We start from the raw sequence: 20,981 nt of genomic DNA, 5'->3' as shown, positions 1-20,981 counted from the left end.
TTACAGCTTGTACTCAGTTAACTCAAATCAAAAATCCTTGCGGACAGTAAATTTCATTGCCCGACCAGTATTTGGATAAATACCGTTTTTACAGCTATTAAAATCACCAAATGCCTGGCCATAATAATTTTTGTCAGTCAAGTTGGCACCGACTAGTGCAAATTCCCACGCACCGACCCGTATCGCATAACGTCCATCAAGCGTCGTATAAGACGGAATGCTTGCACCACATGTATTGTTGAAATCGCTGCCATAACGTTGCGAATCAACCCACTGCACACCCACGTCAGCCGATTGCCCATTTCCCGGCAGCCAGCTTAAACGCAATGTCGCGATGTTCTTTGGTACCAGAACCAGTTCCTTGCCATCGTTCGGCCCGGATCTGAATTCGGCCGAGACGTGCTGCACGATCGCTGACAACCTCAATGAGTCTGACAAGCGGCTGCCTGCTTCCAATTCAATGCCCTGACGTTTTGTTTTATCCAGATTAACGTTGACACCCATGCCAAACGGCCCAGGGAAATTCGGATTGAAAAATATTTCGTCGCTTAAGTTGTGGCGAAATATTTTGGCCGTAATCTTGCGAGCATCATCGCCTATGGAAGCACCCAATTCCATATCATTGGAACGTTGTGGCTTCAGGCGCTCATTATTCAGCGAGTAGGAATTTTCATCTACATTCGCGACGCGATAACTCCTACCAGCCTTGGCAAACATATTTACCAATGGTGTAATTGCATAAGACCCTTGTAAATCCCATGCATTCAAGGAAAACGATGTGTCGTAATTTTTGGTAGCGTCAAACTTATTCTCGAAACCCTGATCGAACTTTTCATGCCGTGCGCCAAACGCGATGCGTGCCTTGCCAAATCGAATTTCATCACGCACGTAAATTGCTGCTGACTGTTGAGATGTGTTGGAGCCTGATAAAAAATCCGGGAAGGTAGATTTGTACACACTATCCAGACTACGACTGGAATCCGAGAAATCCATTCCAACCACCAGTTCATTTTTTACAGCACTCGAATTGCTTACGTATTTAACACGCGGAGAAAATTGCGTCACTTCACTGTTGAAATTGCCAAACGATTTACCACCAAAATCATCAGCGTAAAGCGAATCCCCTTTTTTGTTCTTATGCGATAACTCTGCGGCAATCTGAACATCTCCAAGATTACGTTCGCCAAACAAGGTGTAGCGCTCGGAATCAATCGAGCCGAAATCGAATGGCGTAACTGTTTGACGCGGATTTTGCTGGTACTGCTCCGGCGTTAATCCTCCGGCAAAACGTGAGTCCTGCCGTACAACATCGACGCGTGCGCCGAATCGGCCTTCTTTGGACGCCCATTGCATGCCTCCGCTAAAATTCTCCTGCTTCAAATCGTTGTTATCCCGATAGTTATCGGTCCGCAAGGCTCCCAGGTTGGCATTAATGGAAAAATTATCCCAGCCCTTCGCCAGCGAAGCGCGTAACTCCTGATAGCCTAAATTGCCCACTTCGGTAACGATTGAGCCATGTGTCGTGTTCGCTCCACTACGTTTAGTGATGATCTGAATCGTCCCGCCGGTCGCACCTTCACCATACAAAACACTACTACCACCACGCACGATCTCAATGCGCTCGACTGATTCAATCGGAATGATCGACATCATTGCCGTGGTCAATTCGTTTTCCGAAATTCGGATCCCGTCTACAAAAACCGCAACGTTTTGATCGCTGTTGGTACCAAATCCACGCAAATCCAGCGAAGAATCGCTTGTGCCGCTCAAATTTTGACGTCCGAAAACGCCGCCTATTTTTCGTATCGCTTCATTGATGCTGCTGGAGCCAGACTCACGGATTTGTTCCGCAGTAATAATGGTCGAGCCGATCGGTGCCTCGGCACTTTCGAAACGTGAGGAGGAGACTGTAACCATCTCAAGTTTTTGTTCAGTCACTTGGGAAAGTGCCGGAATACTTAGCGTAGCGAGTACCGATGCCAGCGCGAACGGCTTCCATGCAGCGTTGCTGCGATTTGATGATGCGGATTTCATGATTTATTTTTCGATAATGAGCACTCGACCTGCTTCCCCGCGGGTCGAATTCAACGAAAGATGGCATGAGAAAAATCTGAACAGTCAGGCGTCATGGGTAGTGCAGACACATGCTTGCGACCTTCCCGTGCGCATTGCTTTCACCTGTTCCGGCCGGTATCCGGGCTGACAAGCAAACCGTCTCACCTTCCCATGCAAATTGCACAGTGGTGTAGAAAGACGATTAGTCACGCAATACCGTGACGCTTGTTTTACCGTTGCGGGGGCAGCACACCCTGGCCTTGCGGCTTGGCGTTTCCCGTTTAACTGCAGACATGGACATGTCCGCGAGCACCAAAACTGCGCCATTGTACGGCGCATGCGATCCAGCGGCAACTTCTGCTGTTTCAGTGGCAAGCTCGAACGAGGCTGGTCTATAATCCAGCCTTGCCCGCCCTGTCCGACCATCGCATGTTTACTCCCGAACAATTAGCAATCATCACTGAGCAATTGGCTCGCACACCGGATCGCACGCAATTAGTGGATGTTGACGGAACGCCCGTCATCGTCAAGCGACTGGAAGCGCCGCTCAAGCATTGGGGTTATCCGGTGCTGAATACGCTCGCCAGCCTCTTGCGCCAGCCTATGCTGCGCGCGGTGCCGGCTCCCGGCAGCAGTGCCGCGCAGTCGATTGAAATCGCGCGCCTGCGCGCACTTGCAGCGGCCGGCGTTTCGGTGCCCGAAGTCCTGCATGTCACGCCGCACTGGTTTGCCATTTCTTTTCTGGGTGCGACTTCCATCGATCAATTGCTGCGGCAGCAGCCGGAACAAGGACTGTATTACTGGGAATCCGGTTTGCAGGCGATTCTGGAATTACACCGCCTGTGCCAGACTGCCAGCCAGTGCTTTGCACGCAATATGATCTGGCATGAAGGCAAGGTCAGCTTCATCGATTTTGAAGACAATCCCAGCAGTGTGATGCCGATGGCATCAGCGCAGGCACGCGACTGGTTATTGTATTTGCACTCGACTGCCTACATCCTGAACATCGACGCACAAGAAATCGCGCAGCATTTTTTGCGTTATCTGCAGCAGGATGGCAGCGATGTTCAAGAGGAAGTCATGCGGGCGGCGCGCACTTTCGGCTGGCTGCGCATGCTGCCGAAACAGCGCAAGCCGTGGGGCAGAGATGTCGTGTCGGCACAGGCGGCGGCACAGGTATTGCATCTGGCAGTCAAGGAATTGAACAAGCGTCGCTAAGCATCAGGCTGATGCGCCTAGCAATCCACCACCAGCAATTCACCGTAACGAATCTTGTGCGGCTTCTGCGCCGCGTAGAGCGCCATTTCCGGAATCGACAGACCGTGTTCGCAGGCCGCCAGCAGGCGTATGGTCCCAGCATGACAGATGACGATTGCATGTTCGACATTCAGTGTCGTCAGCTCATCGCGAAATGCGCGCACCCTTTGCGCAACCTGCAGCACGCTTTCTCCGCCGCCCGGCTGATAGCCCACCATATCCTTGGCCCATGCATTGACCGCCGCGCGCGGAATATCGTCCCAGGCACGCATTTCCCAATCGCCAAAATGCATTTCCGCCAGACGCTCGTCGTAGGTCGGCGTCGGGTATCCCAGCGTTTGCGCCAGGCTCTCCGTCAATTCGCTGCAGCGGCGCAAGGGGCTGGAGAACAACAAGGCATTTTTCGGCAATACCGGCAGCAGCGAAGCGCGCGCTGCCGCCAACTCTTCCGCCGCCACGGCCAGATCGGCGCGGCCATAGCAGGTATTGGCAGCGACGATGGGACGGGGATGGCGAACGAGATAAAGGTGCATGGCGATAATCTATTTAGCAAAGATCCGTAAGCAAAGTTCAATAAGCAAGTGCGGCCAGTATGCCAAGATAGCAAGCGACTTCGGCGGCTTGCTGGACCGCACCCAGACAATCGCCGGTATAGCCGCCGATACGGTGTTGAAACATGCGTGCCAGCCATAAAGAAACAATAGCCGCCAGCAATATACCGGCGGCTATCGCTTCCCAGGACATCCATCTTGTCAGGCTGAGCACCACCATGGGCAACAAGGCTGTCGCACCGGCGATGCAAAACTCTCCATTAGACATCTCCTGCCCGATTGGTTTCGCCTTGCCGTTCGCCTTTACATAATTCATGCGCCACACCAGGCTGATTGCTGCCAGCCGCGAAAACGGATGCACGATCAGCAATGCCGCCACCACTGCCGGTGCAGGCAGGCTGGAAAGCACTACCCACTTCAGCGCCAGCATCATGCCGATCCCGATGGTGCCATAGGCACCAATGCGCGAATCCTTCATGATCTCGAGGACGCGCTCTTCCGTCATGCCGCCGCCAAAACCGTCACAGGTATCGGCAAAGCCATCTTCGTGAAAAGCTCCGGTCAGATAAATACCTGCACTCATTGATAGCAGAACGGCAACCGATTGATTCCAGAACAGGGTTGCAAGGATATACACCAGTGCGCACACCAGTGCCACCACGATGCCCACGGCTGGAAAATAACGCGAAGCATGTTGCAGCCAGCGCTCGTCGAAACCGACCCAGCGCGGAATCGGTATACGCGTAAAAAATTGCAGGGCAACAAAGAACAGCCGCAACTGATGCAGGCAACGCGCACGCAGACTGGTATGAACGGGATGATCGACTTCCATCGGCTCCATCATTTATGCACCCTTGTTACTGACAGCAGCGGAATCGAAGGTCGCCATTTCACGCAGGAAATTAACTGAAGCATGCAACAGCGGCAAAGCCAGTACGCTGCCCGTTCCCTCCCCCAGACGCAAACCCATCTGCAGGATGGGTTGTACATGCAGATATGCCAGCATTTGCCTATGTCCCTGCTCATCCGAACAATGCGCAAACACGCAATAATCGAGGATGGCCGGCTGCAGCCGCGCCGCCACCAGCAAAGCGCTGGTGACAATAAAACCGTCGATCAGCAATATCATGCGGCGCTCGGCCGCAGCCAGCATTGCACCCGCGATCATGGCGATTTCAAAACCGCCGAAAGTCGCCAGCACTTCCAGCGGCTCCGTATTTTCGGCAGCATGATGCGTCACGGCAGCCTCTATCACTCTCTGCTTGTGCAACACACCTTCCGGCGCCAGGCCCGTGCCGGCGCCTACGCATTCCGCCACCGGCAATTGCGTCATCACATGCATGATGGCGGCGGCAGCAGTGGTATTGCCTATTCCCATTTCGCCGAAACCCACCACATTCCCTTTCACACCGGCAAGCAGTTCGGCGCCGTATTGCATGGCCTGCGCGCACTGCTCTGCACTCATCGCTGCTTCCTGTGCGAAGTTACGCGTACCGTAGGCGACCTTGCGATCAAGCAAACCCTCGCGCATGCCAAAATCGTGATTGACGCCGGCATCGACGATATACAGCGCGCAATGATTCTGCCGTGCAAAAACATTGATCGCCGCACCGCCGGCAAGAAAATTCTCCACCATTTGCCAGGTCACGCTTTGCGGATATGCAGAAATATTTTCCGCCACTACGCCATGATCACCGGCGCAAACGATCAGGGTTGGCGCAACGATGTTCGGCTGCACAGTCTGCTGGATCAGGCCGATCTGCCTGGCCAGCGTTTCCAGCATGCCGAGACTCCCTGTCGGTTTGGTTTTATTGTTGATGGCGGTAGTCAGCGCTGCACTTAATGCAGCGTCATGCGTAGAGGAAATGACAGGAACGAGAAAAGAAGATGGCATGCTTGCCGTGTCCGTACAGGTACACGATCCTTGGAATTGAACTGACAGGTTGACAACATCTGCGCCGTCACCACAACACAGGTGAGCAGCAGTATTTTTTTCGATGACATCGAAAACGCCGGCGCAAATAAAAAGTAGCTGCAGTGTAGGCGTACGCATCTGGTGCGTCAAACAGGGGGGTTACAACAAGACCTGCGTGCCGGCGATGTTTTTTGTTACCTAAAAAACAGCTTTCCTCCCAACTTCGACACGCATGAAGAAGCCTGGCGCAGCCTGAAATCAGCTCATCTTTTAACCAAATTTTGCAATTGTTGCGCTGCATCGCCAACTTGCGTGGAATAGCTATGCGCCCTCTGTAAATCTGGGTATTATTGCTCCATGTTAACAGGCAAAACGCCTGTTCCTATCCATAGCTGAATGTCTGGAGCAGCACCGTTTGCAGTGCCGCATCCGGCAGTCTTGCGCTCTTTGCGCCCTCCCGAAAAGCAGGGCCGCGCAGCAAGGTGAAGCACACATGGATAACGATACGGAGAAAAATTTGATGAGCGGCGACGTAGATGATTTTGATGCATTGTTTGAAGAAATTTCCGCCCAGCGCGCGGAAACGGTAGCAACAGCTGCACCCGCTGCTACCGCCCCGCCGGCACAGGCAGTGCGCGCCCCTGCGGCGGAGCCTGACGAAGACCTGTCCGAAAAACCGATGTTTGAACGTCTGGGCGGCATCGTTCGCCTACTGCACGATTCCTTGCGCGAACTCGGTTACGACCGCTCCCTGTCGGATGTCGCCTCGGAGATCACCGACGCACAAGGCCGTCTCGAATACGTCGCCACACTGACCGAACAAGCTGCCAACAAAGTGTTGAATGCCATCGATATTGGCATGCCGGAACAGGATGCCTTATCCAAAACCGCGAGAGAAATGGATACGCGCTGGGCCCAGTTATTCGACGGCAAACTCAGCATCGATGAATTCAAGAAGCTGGCCAGCGACTCGCGCCAGTTCTCGAACAAGGTAGTGGAAGTAACGGAAGCCGAAAAAGCCCGCCTGCTCGAAATCATGATGGCGCAGGATTTCCAGGACATCACAGGTCAGCTCATTAAGAAAATCGTTACGATCACGCACAAGGCCGAAAGCGAACTGGCGCAACTGCTGCGCGATAATGCACCGCCCGAAATCAAGGCCGCCCGCGCAGAAGCCAAACCTGCCGATACACCTGTCCAATTGATGAACGGCCCGTCTGCACCGGCTATCGCCATGGTGCAAGATGACGTCGACGGCCTTCTTGCCGATCTGGGGTTCTGATGGACGACATGCTCAAAGATTTCGTTGTCGAGGCGCTGGAACTGGCGACCAACGTAGAAGAGCATTTGCTCAGCCTTGAGCGCAACCCCGGCGACCTCAACACACTCAATGCCGTTTTCCGTTCCTTCCACACGATCAAGGGCGGCGCAGGTTTCATGAACCTGCCGGCCATGGTATCGGCCTGCCATCTGACAGAAAATCTGTTCGATGCATTGCGCACCGGTCAGGTACCGGTCACACCGATTGCCATCGAGGCAGCATTGCAAGCCAGCGGTTTTGTCGCCGATCAATTGACCGAACTGGCCAACGGCGCAGCACCGGAAAGCCTGTCGGCCATGCCTGATGCGCTGGAAGAAATACTGAACAGCGCGATCAGCGGCAACGATGCCGCGCCTGCAACAACAGCACCGACGGCCGCAGTTGCTGCAACGGCAATCGACACAGATGGCCCGGACTGGAATGCGCTGTATCAAGCCGTGGTCCCGGCCGGCACTGCGCTGCCGACACCTGTTGCTGCAGTTGCTGCCAGCGCTACTCCTGCCGCACCAGCCAAAGGCGGCTGGGATGGCATCGACAGACGCAGCAGTGGTGGTGGCGACAAAGCTGCTGTCGCCAGCATCAAGGAAGAAAGCATACGCGTCGATGCGGTCAAGCTCGACGCCTTGCTGGAAGTCGCCGGCGAATCGGTACAAGCGGCCAATCAGGCTAGCGTGCTGCTGGAAAAACTGGCGCAGTTCCCGGTTGAAGGACAGGCCGCCACACTGATGGCCGCATTGGCAGAAACGCTGAACCGTGCCTCGCGCTATTCCACAGAATTGCAACGCGCTACGCTATCCACCCGGATGCAACCGGTCGGCAAACTGTTCCAGAAATTCCCGCGCCTGGTGCGCGAGCTGGCGAAGGATCTCGGCAAGGATGTAGACCTGCAAATCGAAGGCGCTGAAACCGAAGTCGATCGCGTGGTCGTCGACAGCCTGTACGATCCATTGGTGCACATGCTGCGCAATTCACTCGATCACGGCATCGAAGACAATGCCACGCGTACCGCTAACGGCAAATCGACCAAATCGGTGATTTTGCTGAAGGCATGGCAGGAAGCCAGCAGCGTCATGATCGAGATTTCCGATGATGGCAAAGGCATGAATGGCGAACAATTGCGGGCCAAGGCGATTTCCAAAGGATTGATTGCCGACACGGCAGCGCAAACGCAGGAAGAAATGCTGCAACTGGTATTCCTGCCGGGCTTTTCCACCAAGGAAGTGGCCAACAGCGTCTCCGGGCGCGGCGTCGGCATGGACGTGGTAAAAACCGCAGTGGAAAAACATCGCGGTGCAATCAGCATCGATTCCACACTCGGCGTCGGCACCCGCTTCTCGATACGCCTGCCGATTGAATTGTCGATCGTGCCGACCATGCTGGTGCGCAGTTCCGATGCTGCATTGGCGCTGCCGATGGCGGTCGTGCAACGCGTGGTGGAACTGCCTGAAGAATTTGAGCACGTGGGCGGCGCACCGGTACTGCGCGACCAGGGACGTCCGTTGCCGGTACGTTCGCTGGCCGGTTCCTTGGGCTATGAACTCGGGATGGAAAAAGTCGGCATCGTCATCTCTGCACCGCAACCGTACATTCTGTCGGTAGGCGCAGTCGAAGGCACCGCCGATCTGGTGATCAAGCCAATGACGGCGATTACGGTGCCCGGCATCGCCGGTACTGCGCGTTCGGCGGAAGGTGAACTGGTACTGGTAGTCGGCTTGTCATTCTTGCTGGAAGGCGCGCGCCAGACAGCAAAAATAGCGGCGTAAACCTTCATCTGCGCGCGATCATCGCGCCAGGATGAGCGAGTTGCACAATAAAAAACACCCTGATTATTCAGGGTGTTTTTTATTGCATGCCGGTAGAGGTCGATGTACGTATCGTTAATCGTCTTTTGCGCCATCGATGCCCAGCTCATGAATCTTGCGCGTAATCGTGTTGCGCCCTATCCCCAAACGCACTGCCGCATCATTCTTGCGGCCATGCGTATGTTTCAAGGCCATCTTGATCAGCGTCGACTCGAACTGACGACCCAGCGCATCCATCACTTCCGGCTTTCCTGCTGCCAGCAATGAAGCCGCTTCTATTTCCAGCAAGGCAATCCAGTTGGAAGGCTCCGATGAAACACTCCCCGCACCGACATGCGGAAAGGAGCTCGCCTGTGACATGCCGCCCAACGCAGGCGCATCGCTTTCCGGCGTCGCATAGCTCGCGCCATTGAGTGCGCCGGTATTCGTTTGTCCGAATGAAGCAAAGGCTTGCCCTTCAGTCAGCTCATGCGGCAAATCCTTGGCTTCCACAGTTTGTCCCGGCGCCATCACTGTAATCCAGTTGCACAGATTTTCCAGTTGGCGCACGTTGCCCGGCAAGTCGAGGTTGGTCAAAAATTGCATCGCGTCGTCCGACATGCGTTTGACTTCGACGCCCAGCTGCTTCGCGCTCTGAGTCAGGAAATGACGCGTCAGGATAGGAATATCTTCGCGCCGTTCACGCAAGCTCGGCAGGCGCAAACGAATCACATTGAGGCGATGATACAAATCTTCGCGGAACAAACCTTCGCGTACGCGATGTTCCAGATTCTGATGCGTCGCTGCAATCACGCGTACATTCGCTTTCAGCGGCTGATGACCGCCGACGCGATAGAAATGTCCGTCCGACAGCACCCGCAACAGACGCGTTTGCAAATCGAAAGGCATGTCGCCGATTTCATCGAGAAATAAAGTGCCGCCGTCCGCCTGTTCAAAACGACCACGACGCGAAGCTTGCGCGCCGGTGAAGGCGCCGCGCTCGTGACCGAACAGCTCGGATTCCAGCAAATCTTTCGGTATCGCTGCCGTATTCAAGGCGATGAAGGGTTGCGATGCGCGAGGGCTGTGTTTATGCAAGGCGCGCGCGACCAGCTCCTTGCCGGAACCGGATTCGCCGGTAATCAGCACCGTCACATTCGATTGCGACAAACGACCGATGGCGCGAAATACATCCTGCATCGCCGGCGCCTGACCGAGAATTTCCGGCGTTTCTGCCGACACCTGTTCAATGCTGGTTTCGCGCAGGCTTTCTTCCAGCGCACGGCGTATCAGTTCAACCGCCTTGTCAATGTCGAAAGGCTTGGCCAGATATTCAAATGCACCGCCTTGAAACGCCGCGACCGCAGAATCCAGATCGGAAAAAGCAGTGATGATAATGACCGGCAAACCGGGATGCTTGGCTTTGACTGCCTGCAGCAATTCAAGACCAGTTTCGCCAGGCATGCGTATGTCCGACACCAGCACTTGCGGAGCACCGGTTTTCAAGGCCTCCATCGCATCGCGCGCATTGGAAAAACTTTGCGTTGCAAGGTTTTCCCGCGCCAGTGCTTTTTCAAGTACCCAGCGAATCGACTCGTCGTCGTCAACAATCCAGATTGGTTTCATATAGTTTCAGCGTCCGCGTTCGTATTGCAAAGTGAGTGATGCATTGCGGTGACTGCCCCGGATTCTGTCACGGCAATGGAATCAGAATTCTGAAATCCGTACATCCAGGGCGGCTCTCGCATTCGATCAAGCCCATGTGTTGCTGCACAAATGTCTGCGCCAGCGTCAGTCCCAATCCACTACCGCCATCCCGTCCCGATACCAAGGGATAGAAGATGCGATCCTGGATGTCAGGCGGAATGCCCGGACCGTTGTCGATGATATGCAAGTCTAATGCCAGCCGGTAGCGTACCTTGGCCAGCGTCACCTGACGCGCAATACGCGTGCGCAAGGTAATCTCTGCATCGCCGGTTTTTATGCGGGAAGCAAGGGCTTGCGCAGCATTGTGGGTAATGTTCAATACCGCCTGTATCAGCTGCTCCTTGTCACCGCGAAACTCGGGAACCGACAAATCGTAATCACGCCTTATCTTCAATCCGCTCGGGAATTCGGCCACGATCAGGCTGCGCACGCGTTCGCATACTTCGTGAATATTCACATCACCTACGATATGCGGACTGCGATGCGGCGCCAGCAGGCGATCCACCAGCGTTTGCAGGCGATCCGCTTCCTTGATGATGACTTGCGTATATTCGCGCAATTCTTTCACATGGCGCTCGGGCAACTCAAGTTCGAGCAATTGTGCAGCGCCACGTATACCGCCCAGAGGATTCTTGATCTCATGCGCCAGATTGCGGATCAACTCCTTGTTGGCCTGGCTTTGATCAATCAGGCGCTCTTCGCGATCCAGTTTCAATTGCTGGACGTTCTCGCGCAATTCAATCAGCACCGGCAAGTCCGGATTGTCCAGCGCAGTCACGACCATGTGCACCTGCAGCGGCTCGCGTCCCATACGCTCCAGCGTCAAGTCCTGGCGCTGGTCGGCGAACTGATGTTCTACTGCCTGCTGAAATACCACGTCCAGTTCATGCGCATTGAGAAAGAGTTCATTGAGCCGGTGCGTCGCCAGAACCTTGCTTGAATTTTCCAGCAGATTTTCTGCGGCCGGATTGGCATAGGCGATATGACCGTCGACGCGCAGCACCAGCACGGCCGAGGCCAGCAGATCAAGGCCGCCGAAAGAGATTGAAGGTTTTTTCACAGGAATCCAAAAAAGAAAAGCCGCATAATGCGGCCTGACTCAAGCAAACATCGTACCGATGTTATTTCGGCGCAACTATTTCAGATTACCGAGCTCGCGCTTCAATGCCTCGACGTTTTTTTCCGTGCGTGCAAGATCATCTTTCAGCGCAGCCGTGCGTTCCTGATACTTTGCATAATTGCGTTCGTCGCCGCGACGCTCCGGTTCACCGTTATTGTATTCACGGTGGATCTCGGCCAGTTTTTGTTCTTCGGTTCTCATTTCATCCTGCAGAATCTGCTTGCGATCGCTATCGCGCGCTTTCTGGACAGTGTTGTCTACACGCGGAAAATCCGCCGGCTTGGCGGATGCGGTTTGGGCTACCGGCTTTTTAGGCGTGGCGGGAACCGTTGATACGCCAGGCAAATCGACTTTCTTGCAGCGTGTGACAGAGCCGGTATTCTTGTATTCACGATTGCCGTTGCTATCAACGCACAGGTATACCTCACCCTGTGCATAAACCGGGAGCACGATGACAGAGAGCAGAAAAATAGCAAGTTGACGTTTCATAAACTTTCTTTTTGAAACTGTAAAATCAGGGTCCTAGTTTAGGACAAGAAACAAAACCTGACAAACATAGATCGCCAGTTTAATGCGTGGCCGCAACAAATCACTTAAACCGGACAATAAAAAAGCGGAAAAAGCCTGCGCTCTTTCCGCCTTGTTTCGCTCCTCTGCATTTTCATTCCGCCTTGCGGCGGAATGAAAACTGCGGATTACAGCGAGTAGTACATATCGTATTCAACCGGATGTGCAGTCATGCGGAAACGCTGCACTTCCTGCATTTTCAGTTCAATGTACGCATCGATCATTGCATCACTGAACACACCGCCACGAGTCAGGAACTCACGGTCTTTGTTCAGATGTTCGAGTGCTTCTTCCAGCGAAGCGCACACGGTTGGGATCAGTGCATCTTCTTCCGGTGGCAGATGGTACAAATCTTTCGAGGCTGCTTCGCCTGGATGGATCTTGTTCTGTACGCCGTCCAGACCTGCCATCAGCAAAGCCGAGAAGCACAGGTATGGGTTAGCCAGCGGATCCGGGAAGCGCGCTTCAACGCGGCGACCTTTAGGATTCGATACATGCGGGATACGGATCGAAGCGGAACGGTTACGTGCCGAGTATGCCAATTTAACTGGCGCTTCAAAACCTGGAACCAGACGTTTGTACGAGTTGGTGCCTGGGTTGGTGATTGCGTTCAGTGCCTTGGCATGCTTGATGATGCCGCCGATGTAGTACAGAGCGAAATCGGACAAGCCGGCATAGCCGTCGCCTGCGAACAGGTTTTTGCCGTCTTTCCAGACCGATTGATGCACGTGCATGCCCGAACCGTTGTCGCCAACGATAGGCTTCGGCATGAAAGTCGCGGTTTTACCGTAGGTGTGCGCCACGTTCCAGATCACGTATTTCATGTTCTGGGTCCAGTCAGCGCGCTCAACCAGCGTCGAGAATTTGCTGCCGATTTCGTTTTGGCCTGCGCCAGCCACTTCGTGGTGATGTACTTCAACCGGAATGCCGAGCGATTCCATGATCAGGCACATTTCCGAACGCATGTCCTGAAAGCTGTCGACTGGCGGCACCGGGAAATAGCCGCCTTTAACTGTTGGACGATGACCGGTGTTGCCGCCTTCGAATTTCTCGCCGGTGCTCCACGATGCTTCTTCCGATTCGATCTTGACGAAGCAGCCATCCATGCCGATTTTCCAGCGGATGCTGTCGAAAATGAAGAATTCCGGTTCTGGTCCGAAGTAAGCGGTGTCGCCCATGCCGGACGATTTCAAATACGCTTCTGCGCGCTTGGCGATCGAACGCGGATCACGGTCGTAACCTTTGCCATCCGATGGTTCGATCACGTCACATTGCATGAACAATGTGGTTTCTTCGTAGAATGGATCGATGTTGGCGGTATTTGGATCCGGCATCAACAACATATCCGACGATTCGATACCTTTCCAGCCGGCGATGGAAGAACCATCGAACGCATGACCGGACTCGAATTTATCCATATCGAAATGCGAAACTGGCACAGTGACGTGCTGTTCTTTACCACGTGTGTCAGCAAAGCGAAAATCAACGAATTTAACTTCGTTGTCTTTCACCATCTTCAAGACCTCTGCCGCCGTCATTGCCATGCGAATCTCCTAAAATTGAGCAAAATAATACAAATATGCAAATGGGTTATGAGCCGTGCGTGTACCTGACAGCATGCGACTTGAACTCGTGCGAAATGATAGCAGATTCCATGCCACCTTCTTAAGGAATAAGCTGCATGCGCACCTCGCTGGAGCACCCTGCATTTTATTGGGAAAACAGCTTACCGACTGCTTTGCTCCTGATTGAAGTAAACCAAAAAACATCCCCAAAAAAGTGCAATATTTCCAAATTGCCTTAAATTGGTGCGTTTGTAACTTTTCAATTAAAAATTGCATTATTTTGGTGCCATCAGAACAGGAGCAAGCACAGCGCGGCAATCGCGGTGGGCAACAAGGCGCCAGCCAGCAAACCCAGCACGCCTATCGACTCATCATTGAATCCCTGACGCAGCAAGGCGACGCCAGCCGGATTCGGCGCATTCGCAATCACGGTCAGACCACCGCCGGCAACCGCACCTGCCACCAGCATGTATTTTGCCGTGTCCGACATACCTTCAATCAGGGACCCCAGATAGGTCAGCGCCGCATTATCGGTAATCGCCGTCAATCCCATCGCACCGAAAAACAGCGCGGTCGGTTCCAGGCTGGCAACGATGGGCTGCAACCACCATTGCTGCATGCCGCCTAACACCACCAGACCAGCCAGAAAAAAACCTACCAGCAAACCTTCCTTCAGAATCAGCGGGTTCTGGAATTGTTCATACGCCTTGGTGAAACCCAGGAAAAACAAGAATAGCCCGATGAAAATCACCGGATGATGCGCGAACAGGACCACTCCGCTCAAAAAAACCAGATGAACCGTACTGACTATCAGCGGCACGTCAGGTTTTTCATCCCCCGCCTCTGCAGGCGTATAGCCTTTGATATAAGCACGCAACAGGAAGGTAATACCGGTCGCATTGACGAGAACGGCAATGGCCGCTTTCCAGCCAAAGTTGGCTGCCATGAATGCGCTATCCCAACTCCATGTCGCTGCCACCATCAACACCGGCGGTGCAGCAAACGAAGTAAGAGTGCCACCGATCGACACATTGACGAACAATACGCCCAACGCACCATACTTCAGCGATTCGGGAATCCCTTGCCGAAAAATCAGCGGCCCCAGCATCAAGGCGGCTAGTGTCATTGCCGCCGGCTCGGTAATCAGCGAACCGATCAGAGGTACCAGAGCCAGGCAGAGCCACACCTGCGCGATCGCTGTATTCAAGGGTACGGCGTGTGCAATGGCAGAAATCAGGGTTTTGACAATTTCCAGTACCGGACGCGATGCGGCGATCACCATGATGACGAAGACAAACAGCGGTTCGGTATATTGCCTGGATTCCGCATAATCAAGCGCAGCCGTTCCACCAGACACCAAGGCCATCACCACGATCAGCACGAAGGCCCAGAAACCGAACACGACTTCAATTTCACCTAACAAATGCAGCAAGCCTGCATGTTTGGGATGACGATGGGCCAGACGTTCAAATGATTTGGCGGCGAAAGTATGAATGAGTGCAATCGCAAAAATGATCGCCGCGACAAGTTGTATATTCGTCATAAGCCGAGATCCCTGTATTGTCGTGTACATGAATTATAGTCATGTAAGTCGAGAGCAACGTACAGGTGCTCATCTATAATAAAACCTTGTCTCAGGAGCCGCATATCATGACCACCTCTGCCGATATTCTTGCCGCTGCACGCGAACGTGCCCACGCCCATGCGCTACCTTATGCTGGCGCGCTGACACCGCAGGAGGCGTATGCGTTGCTGCAAAACGATGCCAATGTGAAGCTGGTTGATGTGCGTACCAACGCAGAACGCGACTGGATAGGTCGTCCCGACATCGCGCCGGAACAACACCTGGCCGTGCAATGGAATCTGTATCCGGGCGGCGCGCAGAATGCCGATTTCCTGTCGCAGCTATCGCAAGTTACCGGCAAGGATAACGTGCTGCTTTTCCTGTGCCGTGGCGCTGTGCGTTCCAAACATACGGCAAAGGTAGCAACGGAAAACGGCTATGCGCATTCCTACGATATTCTGGAGGGATTCGAGGGTGAAAAAGACGCCGATGGCCATCGTAAGAACGTCAACGGCTGGTGTCATGCCGGCTTGCCATGGACCGGCGCCTAGGATTGCGATTCGCCCAACCACACGATGCGCTTGCGCACAAAATTGATATGACTGCGCAAGCGATATAACTCATCGGCAAACGAGAGCGGAATCGAAATCTGATTGACCCTGTCTTCAATTTCACGCAAGCGTCGCAACTGCTCAGGATAAACCTCCGCACGCTTTTCCGGCGGCACGTCTTCAATCGTCTGTTCTACAGAGCGCAATTGCCCGTACCAGCGATACACGCGCGAACGCACCTTCCATACATACAAGGGCGGTAAAATACGTGACAAGGGGATGATCAATGCGCCCAATGCGACGATCACGATCCACATGCGCTCAACAAAATTGGCCACCCAGAACGGAAAGTAACGCTGCAGTAGCGGTGCGCCATCGCGATAGAACTTCTCGGCTTGTGGCGCCACCGGAATTTCCGTGTAGCTCCCGTTCGGGAATTCACCTTTCTTGTTAAACCAGCCAGCGCCGCCGTGAATACTGACGGCTGCCTGCGCAATCAAATCCACCAGAGCAGGATGCAAATCCTCGCGTGCAACCAAAGTGGCTGTCGGTGCAATCAAGTGATAATTCTTGACAGGCATATCTCGCGAAAAATCGACGATGCCACGCGGTAGCACCACGTGCGACAGATAAGGAAAACGGCGCGAATACGCTTCCGCCTGCGAAAAATCAAACAATTTGATCCCTGGTGTCCGCAACAACATCTGGATCAGCAAACCATCCGGGGCGGAACTGAACACCAAGGCATCAATACGTCCCGCCAGCAATTCAACGGTCGCCGGCGTATCGGCCAGCTTGCTTGTCTTTACGCTGGCGATGTCTATATCATTCGCCTCAAGAATCGCGTTAAACAACTTCGGTACTCCACTACCGTCGGTACCGACATTGACCTTCATTTTCTTTAATTGCGTCAGATTTTTCAGCTGCGTATTCTCGCGATAAAACAGCCAGACCGGTTCATAAAACAAACTGCCTATCGAGATCAAACCGGAACGCTCGGCATCTGCATGCTGGGTCGAACCGCTTTGCACGAAGGCGATATCGATATCCGAATCTTCATCGTTCAACAGACGTAAATTTTCCTCCGAACCTTGCGATGACTTGAGTATTGTCGTAATCCCGAACTTGCTGAGTTCTTTCGCATATTTTTTGCCGAATTCTGCATAAGCGCTACTATCCTGCCCGGTCGAAAAAACGACTTGCGACGGAGGAAACGGATTGATCAGCTTGTAAGCAAAATAGCATGCAGCAGCAATCAGAATCGCCAGCGGTCCGATAGTGACGAATAGGTCGCGCAGGGAAAAGCTGGTGAATTTCAGAATTTTTTTCATGACATGCAACACTCAATCAACAAAGGCAAACAAAAAACGCCGGTATCTCAAGGACAACCGGCGTTGCAATCGTATCAAGCACCATTAAGCGAGCTTGGCGGCATGTTCACGTGTTTCGTGGAAAGTCACACCTGGCCAGCGCTCTTGCGTCAAACGCAAGTTGACACCCGAGCTTGCGAGGTAAGCCAGATTGCCGGCTGCATCATGCGACAGATTATGACCGGCTGAAGAGCGTTCAAAATCAGCCAGCATCTTCTTGTCGTCACAGGTAATCCAGCGCGCGCTGCTGATGCTGGTGCCTTCAAATACGGCATCGACGCCATACTCATTCAGCAAACGACTGGCGACTACTTCAAACTGCAACACGCCGACGCCACCCAGAATCAGATCGCTGCTGTTAACCGGCTTGAATACCTGAATCGCACCCTCTTCGCCCAACTGCTGCAAACCCTTGTGCAATTGCTTGATCTTCAGTGGATTGCGAATCCGCACTGCACGGAAGAAGTCCGGCGCAAAATATGGAATGCCGGTGAACTGCAGCAGCTCGCCTTCAGAAAAACTGTCGCCGATCTGCATGTTGCCGTGATTCGGCAAGCCGATGATGTCGCCGGCGTATGCTTCCTCAACCTGTTCGCGACTCGACGCCATGAAGGTCACCACACTCGACACCTTGATCTCGCGATTCAGGCGCAGATGCTTAACCTTCATGCCGCGCTCGAAGCGACCGGAACACACACGCAGGAAGGCGATGCGATCGCGATGTGCGGGGTCCATATTCGCCTGGATCTTGAAGACGAAACCGGAGAATGGCAATTCGGTCGGCTTGACTGAACGCACTGTCGCATCGCGTTCGCGTGGCGGCTGTGCCCAATCGAGCAAGGCATTCAGGATTTCACGCACGCCGAAGTTATTGATCGCAGAACCGAAGAACACAGGAGTACGCGTGCCATTCAGGAAGGCATCGAGATCGAATGGATGCGAGGCACCGTGCACCAGTTCCACTTCCATTTTCAGCTGCTCGATCTCTTGCGGGAACATTTCGGCCAGGCGCGGATTGTCGATGCCTTTGACAACTTCAAACGTCTGATCCGCCTTCTCGCTACCCGGCGCAAACAACATGATTTCATCGCGCAGCAAGTGATACACGCCGCGGAAATTCTTGCCCATGCCGATCGGCCAGGTCACCGGTGCGCATTCGATCTTCAGCACGGATTCCAGCTCGTCCAACAGTTCCAGCGGATCGCGTGTTTCCCGATCCAGCTTGTTCATGAACGTGATGATGGGCGTGTTACGCATGCGACAGACATTGAGCAGCTTGATCGTCTGCGTCTCGACACCCTTGGCGGCATCAATCACCATCAAGGCGGAATCGACTGCAGTCAGCACGCGATAGGTATCTTCGGAAAAATCCTGGTGACCCGGCGTATCGAGCAGATTGACGACGTGATCACGATATTCAAACTGCATGACCGAACTGGCGACGGAAATGCCGCGCTGCTTTTCGATATCCATCCAGTCGGAAGTCGCATGACGAGCACTCTTGCGCCCCTTGACGGTACCCGCGAGCTGAATCGCGCCGGAGAACAGCAACAGCTTTTCAGTCAGTGTGGTTTTACCCGCATCCGGGTGAGAAATAATACCGAAGGTGCGACGACGTGCAACTTCGCTGGCAATCAGTTCAGCGGAAACGGCGCGCGCTTCAGCAGCGGATTCGGACGCAATGGCAGAATCGGTGCTGGCGCTATCATCGGACGTTGGAAATTCGGGCGTGGCGGACATGGAATAGCCCTAGAAAAAGGGCTAAAGTCTACCGCCTCTTGGCCCTGAAGTCTAATACGAGCATTACGTAGACGTCAGGAGGCATGCTGCAATACTGAAAATACTTAACGTTTTATCAAGCCAGCCGCTTCCAGCCTGGCCCAGATCGCAGCTTTTTCCGCATCATCGTAAATGATCCAGTTGATCACTTCGTCGAACGTCCGGCCGCAACCCTTGCAGATTTCATCGCCATGCGAGGTCGAGCAATAACCGGCGCAAGGCGAGTCGGGCCGAAGTACATCGCGGCCCTGCTTGGGAAAATTGTCTGTGTTACTCATACTGAAAATGATCTTTGATTCTATCCGTCAAACGGTGTGTCTGTAGACACACACGCAACATCACTGCCCCTGCACGATAAAATCGGTCAGCAGAACTTCCTGGATATTGGTGGTATTAAGCGTTTTATTCGCAGCATCTCGCAACAATTCCTGCACATATGTCACGCCCTCTGGAGTCCGGACACGGTGCGCATCAACATTGCCCAAGGCAGCCTGCAATGCAAAATCCAGTTCCTTTTTATGCTTTTTTACCCAGCTGGCGTCTTCATGTCGCGTTTGCACTGCAATGGTCGCCTTGATCGAAAATTCCGAGCTGCGCACCACCACAGGACCAAAACTTGCGAAGGAAGATGTTGCTACCGGGCGTGCGAGGTAGGAAATATAAAGCCATCCGGCCACAATACCGACCAATACGACAGCCAGAGCGCTAGCAAGGATAATGACGCTTGTGTCGGTTTGTCTGGGTTTGGCTGTTGCCATGACGAGCCCCGGAATAATTACAATCCCGTAGTTTAACCGATGTCCCTCGATTACCCGCCCACATGTTTCCCCGTGGAAATTAAATGTACTCGGGCTGGCAACTGATTCATGCAAGCCGGTTCGGCGTCCCTACATCCGTACCACGCTCCAACCTGTCTTCCAGTTCACCTATATGAGCGGCGACAGTATTACCGGACTCCTCTATCGCCAGTACGATGCCGCCCTGCAGCCGCTCCATCCGGTCCAGCAGTGTACCGCGCAACTCAAGATTTTGCTGTCCGACCGATTGCATTTCCGCTTCCACCAGGTGGCGCAATTCAATGAAGCGCGAAGCCTCGGCCTGGTCCGCCCGTTCACGATGGACTTGCAATTCCTTGGCGTGGCGACGCGCCTCCAGCAAAACAGAAGATTGCAGATAAATGATCACGGCAAGGAAAAAAAGCGTCAATAGCGCGGTGAATCCCAGCATGACCAGCCCCAGTGGCGCCTGCACGGTCGTCACTCCCAACCATAGTGCCGTCGGCGTATTGAACGCTTCCCAGTTCAATGCTGCGAGAGCGCCTATCGCACCCAGAATGATGATGAATAAAAAGGTACGGATTTGCATGATGACCTCACTTTAAAAAGATAATGCTTGAAAATGAAAGATCGCCTTCTTTCAAGCGTAGAGCACAACTGCTGCCTTGCGTGCCACGGACAGTATTCATTGTCTCGCAGCAAGGTTGAATTGTTTGTTCGCCAACGTACAGAGCAGGTATCAAAGGCGCATTACGCTGGCCTTGCAATGTTCGATAAACACGAATGTGGCATGTTCATATCCACACGCTGTTCACCTTAAACAACTGGAAAAATCATGTCCATCGGAACCATTTTGCTGATCGTACTGGTATTGATCCTGCTCGGCGTGTTGCCAACCTGGGGGCACAGCCGAAGTTGGGGATATGCACCCAGCGGCATCACCGGTTTGCTGGTTGTCATCCTTCTCATCATGCTGGTAACAGGGCGTATCTAAATAAACGCCCGGCAACTTGTGTTCAGGCCGCCTGACACAAGTTGCCCCCTCGCGCTCATCCGCAGGCAATTTCAATCGTCGGGAAAATAAACCGCGATACGCCCTATT

General features: G+C 53.6%; 19 protein-coding genes and 1 riboswitch. Of the genes, 5 read left to right on the top strand and 14 right to left on the bottom strand.

The features are described from left to right. Window positions 1–27 precede the first annotated feature (27 nt). On the bottom strand, window positions 28–2,034 hold the full coding sequence (locus tag ACIQW9_RS01750; protein WP_402332184.1) for a TonB-dependent receptor: 2,007 nt from the start codon (window positions 2,032–2,034) through the stop codon (window positions 28–30). A gap of 133 nt (window positions 2,035–2,167) precedes the next feature. Further along, window positions 2,168–2,387, bottom strand: a riboswitch (cobalamin riboswitch). Window positions 2,388–2,460: 73 nt separating this feature from the next. Between ACIQW9_RS01750 and ACIQW9_RS01745 the strand changes: the two genes are divergently transcribed. After that, on the top strand, window positions 2,461–3,273 hold the full coding sequence (locus tag ACIQW9_RS01745; protein ID WP_402332182.1) for a hypothetical protein: 813 nt from the start codon (window positions 2,461–2,463) through the stop codon (window positions 3,271–3,273). A 17-nt stretch (window positions 3,274–3,290) separates the two neighbouring features. On the opposite strand, the gene ACIQW9_RS01740 is transcribed toward ACIQW9_RS01745, so the two are convergent. Genes ACIQW9_RS01740 through cobT form a run of 3 tightly spaced genes read right to left on the bottom strand, consistent with a single transcriptional unit; the run spans window position 3,291 to window position 5,757 of the window. Then, window positions 3,291–3,845, bottom strand: a complete 555-nt coding sequence (locus tag ACIQW9_RS01740) for a histidine phosphatase family protein (protein WP_402332179.1) — start codon at window positions 3,843–3,845, stop codon at window positions 3,291–3,293. Window positions 3,846–3,882: 37 nt separating this feature from the next. Beyond that, window positions 3,883–4,707: an adenosylcobinamide-GDP ribazoletransferase gene (locus tag ACIQW9_RS01735; RefSeq protein ID WP_402332177.1), complete on the bottom strand. Its 825-nt coding sequence runs from the start codon at window positions 4,705–4,707 to the stop codon at window positions 3,883–3,885. Continuing rightward, on the bottom strand, window positions 4,708–5,757 hold the full coding sequence (cobT, locus tag ACIQW9_RS01730) for a nicotinate-nucleotide--dimethylbenzimidazole phosphoribosyltransferase (RefSeq protein ID WP_402332174.1): 1,050 nt from the start codon (window positions 5,755–5,757) through the stop codon (window positions 4,708–4,710). A gap of 541 nt (window positions 5,758–6,298) precedes the next feature. Here cobT and ACIQW9_RS01725 point away from each other — a divergent pair. Together ACIQW9_RS01725 and ACIQW9_RS01720 are read left to right on the top strand one after the other, a co-directional pair. Then, window positions 6,299–7,060, top strand: coding sequence for a protein phosphatase CheZ (locus ACIQW9_RS01725; RefSeq protein ID WP_402337810.1), 762 nt, complete (start codon window positions 6,299–6,301; stop codon window positions 7,058–7,060). Continuing rightward, complete coding sequence (locus ACIQW9_RS01720; protein WP_402332171.1) at window positions 7,060–8,862, top strand: chemotaxis protein CheA; 1,803 nt, start codon at window positions 7,060–7,062, stop codon at window positions 8,860–8,862. Before ACIQW9_RS01725 ends, ACIQW9_RS01720 begins: the two co-directional genes overlap by 1 nt. 114 nt (window positions 8,863–8,976) lie before the next feature. Here ACIQW9_RS01720 and ntrC read toward each other — a convergent pair whose 3' ends face one another. The 5 genes from ntrC to ACIQW9_RS01695 all read right to left on the bottom strand — a co-directional run bounded on the left by ntrC (window position 8,977) and on the right by ACIQW9_RS01695 (window position 15,382). Next, window positions 8,977–10,506 carry a nitrogen regulation protein NR(I) gene (gene ntrC / locus ACIQW9_RS01715; RefSeq protein WP_402332169.1) on the bottom strand — a complete coding sequence of 510 codons (1,530 nt, stop codon included), beginning with the start codon at window positions 10,504–10,506 and terminating at the stop codon, window positions 8,977–8,979. A gap of 67 nt (window positions 10,507–10,573) precedes the next feature. Continuing rightward, a complete protein-coding gene (gene glnL / locus ACIQW9_RS01710) occupies window positions 10,574–11,647 on the bottom strand; it encodes a nitrogen regulation protein NR(II) (RefSeq protein ID WP_402332166.1) in 1,074 nt (357 codons plus the stop codon). A gap of 75 nt (window positions 11,648–11,722) precedes the next feature. Then, on the bottom strand, window positions 11,723–12,196 hold the full coding sequence (locus ACIQW9_RS01705) for a DUF4124 domain-containing protein (protein ID WP_402332163.1): 474 nt from the start codon (window positions 12,194–12,196) through the stop codon (window positions 11,723–11,725). Window positions 12,197–12,402: 206 nt separating this feature from the next. Further along, complete coding sequence (gene glnA, locus ACIQW9_RS01700; RefSeq protein ID WP_402332161.1) at window positions 12,403–13,818, bottom strand: type I glutamate--ammonia ligase; 1,416 nt, start codon at window positions 13,816–13,818, stop codon at window positions 12,403–12,405. Window positions 13,819–14,128: 310 nt separating this feature from the next. Further along, window positions 14,129–15,382, bottom strand: a complete 1,254-nt coding sequence (locus ACIQW9_RS01695) for a putative Na+/H+ antiporter (RefSeq protein ID WP_402332158.1) — start codon at window positions 15,380–15,382, stop codon at window positions 14,129–14,131. A 107-nt stretch (window positions 15,383–15,489) separates the two neighbouring features. Here ACIQW9_RS01695 and ACIQW9_RS01690 point away from each other — a divergent pair, with 107 nt between their 5' ends. Beyond that, window positions 15,490–15,954 (top strand): rhodanese-like domain-containing protein, encoded by a 465-nt coding sequence (locus tag ACIQW9_RS01690; protein WP_402332156.1) that lies wholly within the window; start codon window positions 15,490–15,492, stop codon window positions 15,952–15,954. On the opposite strand, the gene ACIQW9_RS01685 is transcribed toward ACIQW9_RS01690, so the two are convergent. From ACIQW9_RS01685 to ACIQW9_RS01665, 5 genes are all read right to left on the bottom strand, one after another. After that, entirely contained in the window at window positions 15,951–17,285 is a 1,335-nt protein-coding gene (locus ACIQW9_RS01685) for a TAXI family TRAP transporter solute-binding subunit (RefSeq protein ID WP_402332153.1), read from the bottom strand. The genes ACIQW9_RS01690 and ACIQW9_RS01685 overlap by 4 nt on opposite strands. Before the next feature lie 84 nt (window positions 17,286–17,369). After that, on the bottom strand, window positions 17,370–19,064 hold the full coding sequence (locus ACIQW9_RS01680) for a peptide chain release factor 3 (RefSeq protein ID WP_402332150.1): 1,695 nt from the start codon (window positions 19,062–19,064) through the stop codon (window positions 17,370–17,372). Between the two features lie 104 nt (window positions 19,065–19,168). Then, window positions 19,169–19,381: a DUF1289 domain-containing protein gene (locus ACIQW9_RS01675; protein ID WP_011870465.1), complete on the bottom strand. Its 213-nt coding sequence runs from the start codon at window positions 19,379–19,381 to the stop codon at window positions 19,169–19,171. A 60-nt stretch (window positions 19,382–19,441) separates the two neighbouring features. Next, complete coding sequence (gene fliL, locus ACIQW9_RS01670; protein WP_402332148.1) at window positions 19,442–19,861, bottom strand: flagellar basal body-associated protein FliL; 420 nt, start codon at window positions 19,859–19,861, stop codon at window positions 19,442–19,444. 106 nt (window positions 19,862–19,967) lie between these two features. Then, window positions 19,968–20,468 (bottom strand): LapA family protein, encoded by a 501-nt coding sequence (locus tag ACIQW9_RS01665; RefSeq protein ID WP_402332145.1) that lies wholly within the window; start codon window positions 20,466–20,468, stop codon window positions 19,968–19,970. 246 nt (window positions 20,469–20,714) lie between these two features. Here ACIQW9_RS01665 and ACIQW9_RS01660 point away from each other — a divergent pair, with 246 nt between their 5' ends. Further along, a complete protein-coding gene (locus ACIQW9_RS01660; protein WP_041323131.1) occupies window positions 20,715–20,873 on the top strand; it encodes a DUF3309 family protein in 159 nt (52 codons plus the stop codon). Window positions 20,874–20,981: the final 108 nt, after the last annotated feature.

It is taken from the genome of Herminiimonas sp. NPDC097707, assembly GCF_044761395.1.
Classification (GTDB): Bacteria; Pseudomonadota; Gammaproteobacteria; order Burkholderiales; family Burkholderiaceae_D; genus Oxalicibacterium.
Note: the sequence above shows the minus strand (reverse complement) of the source record. Positions and strands in the feature narration are given on the sequence as shown.